The organism is Kitasatospora sp. NPDC038210 (assembly GCF_055600605.1).
The window spans coordinates 1-8,564 of the sequence record NZ_JBVJYK010000062.1; the positions used below are offsets into that span (position 1 = coordinate 1).

Genomic DNA, 8,564 nt, shown 5'->3' on the forward strand with positions numbered 1-8,564 from the left:
GAGCTTCGATGCGTTCGTGACGGCCCAGCATGGATCCCTGCATCGCCGTGACCTGCGGACTCACGCGCTCACCAGGACTTTGAAACGACCCTGGGCCAGGCCATCACCAGTGCCGTCGACTCCGTTAATGCCGTCTTTGCCATTGCTCGCGCGACCGGGGCCGGGGCGATTCCACTGCATCCGGCCCGTCAGTCGATGCAGCCGTGACACGAAGCCGAATAGACTGACGTAGACCACTATGGTCCCCGAACCCGCGACGACGCTGGCGAATCCACAGAGCTCGTGGGTCCGGTGGGCGGGAATGTTCACCGGCTGCCGTAGCGCGCCCGGCATGGGGCACACGCGTGGGCGGGGTGCGGTCCGTAGCGGTTGATGGGTGCGCCGCACCCTGCGCAGGGTCCGAGCTCCCAGGGTTTGCAGCCCGCCTCGGCGGCGGCGGCCTGGCGCTGGTCCCAGGTGACGTTGAGGGCCGGACATTCAATCGGTGGGCGGACTACGGTGGGGAGAGGTGGGGGTGTGGCCCGGGTGATGGTGACGGCTGGACGGAAGGACTCGCCGGAGTCCCGTGGTGGCTGCGGTGTTGAGCGGCACTCCGATTCGGTTCGGGTCCTGATGCATTCGGCGTCCCGTTGTACGGGGATCCGGATCCGCTTCTTCTTCGGTGCAGGCTCGGGGGAGGCTTCCTGGCCTCCGTTCTCGGTGAAGAGGTCAAAGTCGGTGCGCGAAATCCAGAACCGCAGGGTGCGCTGGCTCTGCTTGGTCGTGAGAGGGACGTAGTCGCCAGCGGCGATGTCGCGGACCAAGTCGTCCAGCTGGCGGCCTCGCGGTTCCCAGCGCGGATGCCAGTTGCCGCAGCGTCCGTTGCGGCGGACGGGGCACGGAAACGGGTTGGTGTGGTCGCACTTGTCGAGTTCGAGGCTGCGTACGCCGCCGCGGACGAGCATGTCGCGGTCGTTGAGGATGGCCTCGGGCGGGAGGTTGTCGGTGCGGCTCCAGTGCACGTGGTCGATCAGGGGGGCCTTCGGGTCGAGGACGTGCCAGACGGGGGTGACGCCCTCTTCGCGGGAGACGGCGTCGCGCTTGCGGACGGCGGGGGCGGTCGAGTAGGAGAGCTGGGGTTCGAAGCCGATCTGCCGTCCGTCGGCACCCGTGACCAGGACGTCGGTGCGACGTCGGCCGTCTTCAGCGCGTACTTCCAGTTCGGCTCGGAAGCCGCCGAGCTCGGCTGCCCGGGCGAAGCGTTCTTTCAGGGCTTTGTGCTGGTCGCTTTCGCCGTCGCCGTGGTCCCGCTGATCGCTGTTGTGGTGGGCGGCGATTCTGAGGCCCCGTTTGCTGTAGACGTACATCCATTCGATATGCCCGGGGTTCTGCTTGTAGCAGGTCGGACAGTAAAGTCCCCGCTGTTCGACGGGACGCTTGTCGGCGAGCAGGAGTTCCCAGAGGCCTTTGTGCTGCGGGTAACCGAGGTCAGCGCGGTCGAGGTCGAGGAGGCCGTCGACCAGGACGCAGTAGACAGGGTTGCGCTTGTAGTAGGACTGGCCACTCGTACTGTCCATGGATCCTCGTCTCAGTCAGCAACTGCACACGGGGGGAGGCCAATTGTGCCTCGGCGCACTGACAGTCCGACCCTGGCCGGTTTGATCGGATCCGGCGGACGGCTGCACACCCACAGCCCACCGAACAAATGGTCGAATTATCGGAATGGTAATTCGCCCCTTTTATTGCTCTGCGCGTTGAAAGCCGCGAGCAGAGAATTGCCGTAGGCCACTAGAGTGAAACAATGGCGGAAGCGGAGACCCCGCAGGGCCCTGATAAACTCACACGGAGCCAGCCGTTCGCCTCGGTGGCGGACGGCAAGATCGGCAAGACGCGGGAGGCAACCTCCCGGTAGGTGCCGTCCAGCAGCGCGGCCCGCGCCGCCAGGTGCTCGCCCGCGTCCCCGGGCAGGCCGGGGGAGGCCAGAATCGTGGGCTTCGTCTGTGCGTAACCGCGGGTCCCCATCCGGGGCGAGGTGCTCGCATCCTTCGCGCAGCATCCACGCGGCGAAGGCGACCAGGGCGCCACGGCTGCCTTCCACAGCGGCATCTGTTGGTCGCTGCAGAAGCGTTCCCACACCCGCCAGCCGGCAGTGTAGGTCTTCGTGGTGTTCGGAGAAGGCCGCTGGACCCGCCATCCTGCCGCCTGCACTGCGCAGCACTGACCGTCTCCAACTGACCAGCTGGAGGCCGCGCCCTGCGGCTAGCCGGACCAGGGGCACCATCAGATCTGAGAGGGCGTTAAGTCCGTTTCTGGATGATCTGGTGTCGCCCGTTCGTGCGTACGGAGCTGTTCAGGCTGACGCGCCTGTCGTGTGCATGTTGGTGTTGGTGCATGGAACGGATGCCGTACTCAACAGACTTGTCCGACGGGCAGTGGGCCCTGATCGAGCCGCTGGTCACCGCCTGGAAGCAGGAGCGGGTGTCGCGCTCGGCGACCGGGGACCCGGGCTCCTGCGACCTGCGCGAGGTCGTGAACGCCTTGCTTTACCAGAATCGGACAGGCTGTCAGTGGCGGCTTCTGCCGCACGACCTACCGGCCTGGTCGGCGGTGTTCTACTACTTCACCCTGTGGCGCCAGGACGGTCTTGACCAGCGGATCCAGGAGATTTTGCGCTGCCAGGTGCGGGAGCGGGCCCGGCGATTAGAGGACCCGTCCCTGGTGATCATCGACACCCAGTCCGTCCGCGTGGCGGCGGGGGTGCCGAAGGGGACGACGGGACTGGACGCGAACAAGAAGACACCCGGCAGGAAGCGGGGACTGGCCGTCGATGTGCTGGGCCTGATCATCGGCGTGGTGATCCTCGCCGCCAGCGCGCACGACAACGAAGCCGGCGTCGCCCTGCTGGACCAGGCTGCCGAACGCTGCGGGATGCGCCTGGAGAAGGTCCTGGTCGATCAGGGCTTCAAGGACGCCGTGATCATCCACGGGGCGGTGAACGACATCACCGTCGAGGTGGTCCGCCGCAACCCCGACGACCACGGCAGGGGCTTCGTTCCGCAGCCGAAGCGATGGGTGGTGGAGCAGGTCAACGGCACCCTCATGCTCCACCGGCGCCTCGCCCGGGACTACGACCACCGGCCCGACAACGCCGCCTCCCGCGTCTACTGGGCCTCCACCGCGGGTATGCTCCGCCGCCTCACCACTCCCAGCCCCGCCTGGCGCGACGACGTCGAGCTGGCCGCGTGAACGTGACCGAACTCCTACGGCGGCTGCAGGCCGAGCACGACGAGACCGCCGCACGCGCCACCGGCCTGCGCGAGCAGATCGAGCGGCTGACCGCCGGACTCGTCGAAATCGAGGCCCACCTGGCCGCGCTCACCGCGACCCGCAAGGTCATCGACGGCCTCACCCCACCCGACCACGAACCGGCCCCCACCGAGGACACCACCGTCTACAAGCGCATCGTGACCGCCTTCAACGAGCACCCCGGACAGGTCTTCCGAGTCCGCGAGCTGCACGAACTCCTCGAGCTGCCCACCGACGAGCCCTCGATCAACGTCACCCGCTCCCGCCTGGGACGACTCGTTCGTCAGGGATTCCTCGACCAACCCGGACGCGGCCGCTATCAAAAACGGACTTAACGTCCTCTGACAGTGCCCCGTTCGTCGATTGGTACGACTACTTCTCTCATCCCCGAGCGCCGCTCCACAGCCGCCGCTAGAGCCTCCGGGCTCGACGACGGCCTGGTCGACGTCCTTGTCGGCCGGGCGCACCGGAGCCGGGGCCCACGCCACCGCCACTCCCGCAAGTTCGCCCGCCAGCGGGGCACCGAACCATATGGTGCGCTGCTCGGAGCATCCCCGCGAGCCCCGACCACCTACTAGATCTGGTAGGTGGAAACGGGGAGAACTGCTGGGGCCGGCACGCGCACCAGCTGGCTCGCTCCGTCTCTGGGGAGATCGGCCAGTGGCTCACCGGGGGCCGGAAGGACCCGGGTACCGACGGGAGCCTGCGAAGGGGGACACTGGTACCGGTCCCGCCCGTACGAGACGCCCGGAGGACACGGTGAGCGCAGCGCCCCTGCACGGCCACCACGACGGCCAGCAGCCCATCCCGCGTACCCAGGACGCCGTCGCCGCGGCCCTGCCCCCCGCGCAGAGAATGGAGTTCTACCGGGAGATGGGCGAAGCCGACATCGAAACGATCGGCGGCGTGCTGAAGCGGTGGTGGCTGCGAGCAGAGCTGTACCGCGACCCGGAGGGCGACCGCATCCACGCCGCCGTCCAGGCCGGCACCGCCCCCGGTACCTCCGCGTCCGCGGTCCTGCGCCGACTCGGGGCCCTGTGAGCGACCACGGCGACTTCCCGGACGACGAGCACGACCCGCTCACCATCTCCCCGGCCGTCGAGGAGTTCCTCGGCGACCCGGGCACACCAGCCGACACCTTCTCCGCGGTGGTGGCGTTCCTCGTCGACCTGCGTGAGAACCCCTTCCCGCACCTGAGCATGCCGGTACCGGGCCGCCCCGGGATGTACTCGGCGCCGCTGCGCCGGGATCTGGGGCTGGTGGAGTATGCGGTGAACGAGGCGTCGGATCCGCCCGGGATCTACGTCTCGCGGATCCTGCGAGCGGACTGATCGGTCGGCCCGCCTCTCCTCGGAGGGGCGGGCCGCTTCGTTACGGCCGTGCGGGGCGGTTCTGCCGGTCGGTGACGAGGGTGCGCCAGCGGGCACGGACGGGGTCGGGGCCGTCGAACCAGCGAGCGGGGGAGGGGTGCTGCAGGTCGCGGCCGGCCATGAAGTGGGCGATGTCGGTGTAGTAGGCGTAGTCGCGGTCGCGGGTGAGCTGGTCGAGGTCGCGGATCGCGGTGTCGAGCGCGTCGTCATCGTTGAGGACGGCGTGGTGGAAGCACAGGGCGATGGCGAGGGTGGTGTGGGCGGCGCGCACGCCGGAGGCGCGGACGTCGGCCCCGAGGACGGCCGCGCGGTCGAGGAAGTCGGGTTCGTCGGTGCCAGCGTCGCGGACGAGGGCGGCGATGCGGGTGGTGAGGGTGGTGGCGCGCAGGTCGAGGCCGGTCAGGAGCTGGTCGGCGAGGTCGAGGTCGTCGTCGGCCGTCTCGGGGTCGGTGAAGGCGTGGACGAAGGCGAGCTGGGCCTGGGAGGTGGCGGTCTCGCCGGCGACGGCGTGCTGCTCGGCGTCGGTACGGGCGGCCTCGTAGGCGGCGGCCTGGTCCATCTCGGCGTGGACCCACCGCAGGTCGCCGAGGACGCGGTGCTGGCGTCCGGCGCAGCCAAGGCTCTGGGCGGTGGCCAGGGCGGTGGGAAAGTCGTCGGCCGTGCGGGCGAGGTGGGCCAGTCCCCGGCGGGCGGCGGGGGCGAGGCGGTGGTGCCGGCGGCGACCCGCTGCATGCCCTGGCGGGGGCGGCTGAACGGCCGAGGTCGCGGTGCGCCTCGGCTCGGTAGTAGAGGGCGAGGTCGGTGAGGTCCTCGGGCAGCAGGGCGCTATCGATCACGCGCCGGAGGCGGTCGGCGGTGCCGGCCGTTGGCTGCGGCTCGGCGGGCCTCTCGGGCTCCCCGCATCGTCAGTGACCCCGGTGTCCTACCTCCCCGGCCGGAGCCGGGCGGCAACCGCCATGGCGTTGCGGATCGACAGCGCCCCGGGTGGCTGGCGTGGCGTGGTCCGCCCCGCACCTGTGGCCCGCGCCCGGCGGTACTGGAGCCGCCATGCTGCCGCCTGGACCGCTGCCGGCCCTGCTGCCCGCCCGTCACCGCACCGGCCGGACCGCCCTAGGCCTGCCCGACTATCCGGGGGATGCGGTTCCGCTAAAGCAGCGCCGGGAAATATCGGCGGATGGGATTCTTCGCCTAGAGGGAGTGCGAACACACAACTCGGGCAGGCCGTTGATCAAGATGCTCAGATCTTGCTCAGATGTGACCCTGAGAAACGGTGTGAATGCTTTACTTGTCATGTCGCTACCGGCCGGTAGCGACAGACCGGGGGGTTATCGAAGTGGCGCTTCAGAGTGCCATGCAGGGCGTTTGACCTGCTGATTTGTCAGTCTTCGACAGCCTTAGTCGCATTGCGCGGTCGGCGCCAGAGTGGGCCGACCGTGTTCGCGGCGGGTAAATCCATGGCGCTTCTTTGCCATGTCTTTATTTAGCTTTGCCTTCGAATTGTATGGCGATTCGTGGGCTAAAAAACGCATCCCTTGGGGGGAATCATGCGCGAAGTTCGTAGCACCAACCGTCGATTCGGCATGGCCATTCTCGCGGCCTGCACCGCTGCCGCCATCGCGTCCGGCACCGTTCCCGCCTTCGCTGACGGCCCCGGCCAGCAGACCTCGACGGCCGTCGTGGTCGAGAAGGCCACCGGCACCGCTGCGCTGGCCGACACCACGGCGACCGCCGACAGTCCCGCGAGCGCCGTCGTCAAGACGGTGACCGTCAACGCCCCGGTGAACGCCGCAGGAGCCCTGAGCGCCACCGCGTCTGACGGCACCGCCGTCGCCCTGAGCCTGTCCGGCGCCAAGGCCTCCACCGGCGTCAAGGGCGGCGTCGGCACCGTCGTGTACACCGACGCCCAGAAGGCGACCGACTTCGCCGCCCAGGCCACCACCGACGGCGGCGCGCGAGCCCTGATCACGCTCAAGGACAGCTCGGCGCCCACCAGCCAGACGTTCAACCTGGACCTGCCCGCCGGAGCCACCCTCATCGCCGACGGCGCGGGCGGCTACGACATCGTCCAGAACGCGGGCGAGGGCATCGCTATCTCCAAGGGCCACATCGACGCCCCCTGGGCGAAGGACGCCGCCGGCAAGGCCCTGCCGACCCACTACACGCTCCAGGGCGACCAGCTCACCCAGACGATCGAGACCAACAAGTCCACCGCGTTCCCGGTCGTCGCGGACCCGCACTTCAGCTGGGGCATTGTTTCGGGCACCGCCTACTTCAACAAGGGCGAGACCCAGGCCATCGCCGGCGGCGGGGCCACCGCCCTCGCCATCATCACCGCGGTCGGCGGACCGCTCGACATCGTCGTCGACCCCATCGTCGCCGTCACCGTTGCTCAGGCGGCGATCGCCGTCGGCAAGGGCGAGTGCGTGAAGCTCAAGAGCTACGGGGTAGCGTCGACCTACAGCGGCCAGTACTGCGACTGACCGTCACCAAGTAAAGGGGGTGCCTCCATGTGGTTCATGTGGAGCGGAGTGATCGTGTTCGTCATCGTCACGGTCTCCAGAGGATTCCTGCTCGCGGGCAAGCAGCGTGCCGGATTCGCCATCTACCGTGACGCCGCAGCCATCGGCGCCGGCCTGGCTGCTGCCGCGGCGGCCTACCTCATCGGCACCGTCATGGATCTGCACCAGCCGGTGGCCGGCATGTCCGGACTGTTCTGGGGGCTGGCCGTGCTGGAGATCGCTCACTACAGCCGCCGCCGTGCCCACGTGTAGCACCCCGGACAGCAATCGATGAACGCTATGGCAGGCAGCCCACTCGTGGGCTGCCTGCCATAGCCCATGAGCTTTGCGACATACGGGGGCCAGGGCACTCCAGCCACCAGCCGGACAAGAGCAGGGCGGGATTCAGGCTGGCTGCGGCCAGTGTTCTGCTCACTCCGAGGAAGCCATCCGCCTGACGCACCATCAGCCTCGACAAGGCCCGCGCCACCGCACCGTCATCGTGAACATCGAGTCCTGACCGCCGCGAGCAACCTGGTCACCACACGCTGCTGGAGCGATGGACTTTCCCCCTTCGCTCTTCCCCCACCCACCCGGGCGCCCGCCATCGGCCCTGCCGCACGGCCGGGTACGGGCGGCAACTACGGACCGATGCGGACCGCAGCTGTGTGGGTGGCTGGGCGCGGCGTGCTCCGCCCCCGCACCCGTGGCCAGCGCCAAGGGCTGCGCTGGACCAGCCCCTGCCGCCTGCCCTGCGCCGCCGGATCCGCCGTCAGGGCCGTGGCCGGCCCAGCCGTCGGCCCGTCGCCGCACCGGTCACGCCGAAGACGGCGTGACACTGGGCAGTTGGCCATCGAGCAGGCGACCGATGCCGTGCTGAGCGGACCCACCTACCGGGACGGCCTGCAGCGAGTACTGCGCCTGCCCGCCACCGAGCGGTTATCGAGGTCACCACCCACCTGGCGATGACTTCTCTGCGGACCTTCACGACCTCGGAGCGCTGGCAGGGACCGCCCTGTCACCGCCCTGCGCCGGGCCTCAGTGTCAGCAGGACGTGGGCACCAACCACCGGGACTCATAGACATGGAAAAGGCCGTCGAGGCGCGGGTCCGGCGGCAGCCGGACTTCCATGCTTGGCGCAGTGACCCCAGTCGGCCCCGGCCAGTAGGGCCAAACCGTGCCCGGCCCGGGCAGCCAGCCCGCCGGAGGCAGGCCTGCGGTAGCGCGGTGGTGTGCCTTTTTATGTAAGAGGCACGGCAGGCGATCATGCCGCTGACCTGCAAACTTGGAAAATCAAAGGTATGGCCATGCCGACATTACTGACATCGGCTCTTCAAGGTGATTGGCCTGTTTGTGTAGCTGACTGACCATCATTTGCGCGCTATCCCGTTGGTATGCGCTATGCGGATGG

Annotated in this window: 8 protein-coding genes; 6 read left to right on the forward strand and 2 right to left on the reverse strand. The window is 68.8% G+C overall.

Annotated elements, in window-relative coordinates:
- Window positions 1-305: 305 nt before the first annotated feature.
- Window positions 306-1,556 (reverse strand): competence protein CoiA family protein, encoded by a 1,251-nt coding sequence (locus ACZ7KX_RS42155; RefSeq protein WP_470331254.1) that lies wholly within the window; start codon window positions 1,554-1,556, stop codon window positions 306-308.
- 814 nt (window positions 1,557-2,370) lie between these two features.
- Between ACZ7KX_RS42155 and ACZ7KX_RS42160 the strand changes: the two genes are divergently transcribed.
- From ACZ7KX_RS42160 to ACZ7KX_RS42175, 4 genes are all read left to right on the forward strand, one after another.
- Window positions 2,371-3,225, forward strand: coding sequence for an IS5 family transposase (locus ACZ7KX_RS42160; RefSeq protein ID WP_470331255.1), 855 nt, complete (start codon window positions 2,371-2,373; stop codon window positions 3,223-3,225).
- Window positions 3,222-3,620 (forward strand): hypothetical protein, encoded by a 399-nt coding sequence (locus ACZ7KX_RS42165; RefSeq protein ID WP_470331256.1) that lies wholly within the window; start codon window positions 3,222-3,224, stop codon window positions 3,618-3,620. The genes ACZ7KX_RS42160 and ACZ7KX_RS42165 overlap by 4 nt, the downstream gene beginning before the upstream one ends.
- Window positions 3,621-4,044: 424 nt before the next feature.
- Window positions 4,045-4,326 (forward strand): hypothetical protein, encoded by a 282-nt coding sequence (locus ACZ7KX_RS42170; protein ID WP_470331257.1) that lies wholly within the window; start codon window positions 4,045-4,047, stop codon window positions 4,324-4,326.
- Entirely contained in the window at window positions 4,323-4,616 is a 294-nt protein-coding gene (locus tag ACZ7KX_RS42175) for a hypothetical protein (RefSeq protein WP_470331258.1), read from the forward strand. Before ACZ7KX_RS42170 ends, ACZ7KX_RS42175 begins: the two co-directional genes overlap by 4 nt.
- A gap of 40 nt (window positions 4,617-4,656) precedes the next feature.
- Here ACZ7KX_RS42175 and ACZ7KX_RS42180 read toward each other — a convergent pair whose 3' ends face one another.
- Complete coding sequence (locus ACZ7KX_RS42180) at window positions 4,657-5,214, reverse strand: hypothetical protein (RefSeq protein ID WP_470331259.1); 558 nt, start codon at window positions 5,212-5,214, stop codon at window positions 4,657-4,659.
- Window positions 5,215-6,235: 1,021 nt separating this feature from the next.
- Here ACZ7KX_RS42180 and ACZ7KX_RS42185 point away from each other — a divergent pair.
- Together ACZ7KX_RS42185 and ACZ7KX_RS42190 are read left to right on the forward strand one after the other, a co-directional pair.
- Window positions 6,236-7,135 (forward strand): hypothetical protein, encoded by a 900-nt coding sequence (locus ACZ7KX_RS42185; RefSeq protein WP_470331260.1) that lies wholly within the window; start codon window positions 6,236-6,238, stop codon window positions 7,133-7,135.
- A gap of 27 nt (window positions 7,136-7,162) precedes the next feature.
- Window positions 7,163-7,426, forward strand: a complete 264-nt coding sequence (locus tag ACZ7KX_RS42190; protein WP_470331261.1) for a hypothetical protein — start codon at window positions 7,163-7,165, stop codon at window positions 7,424-7,426.
- Window positions 7,427-8,564 lie beyond the last annotated feature (1,138 nt).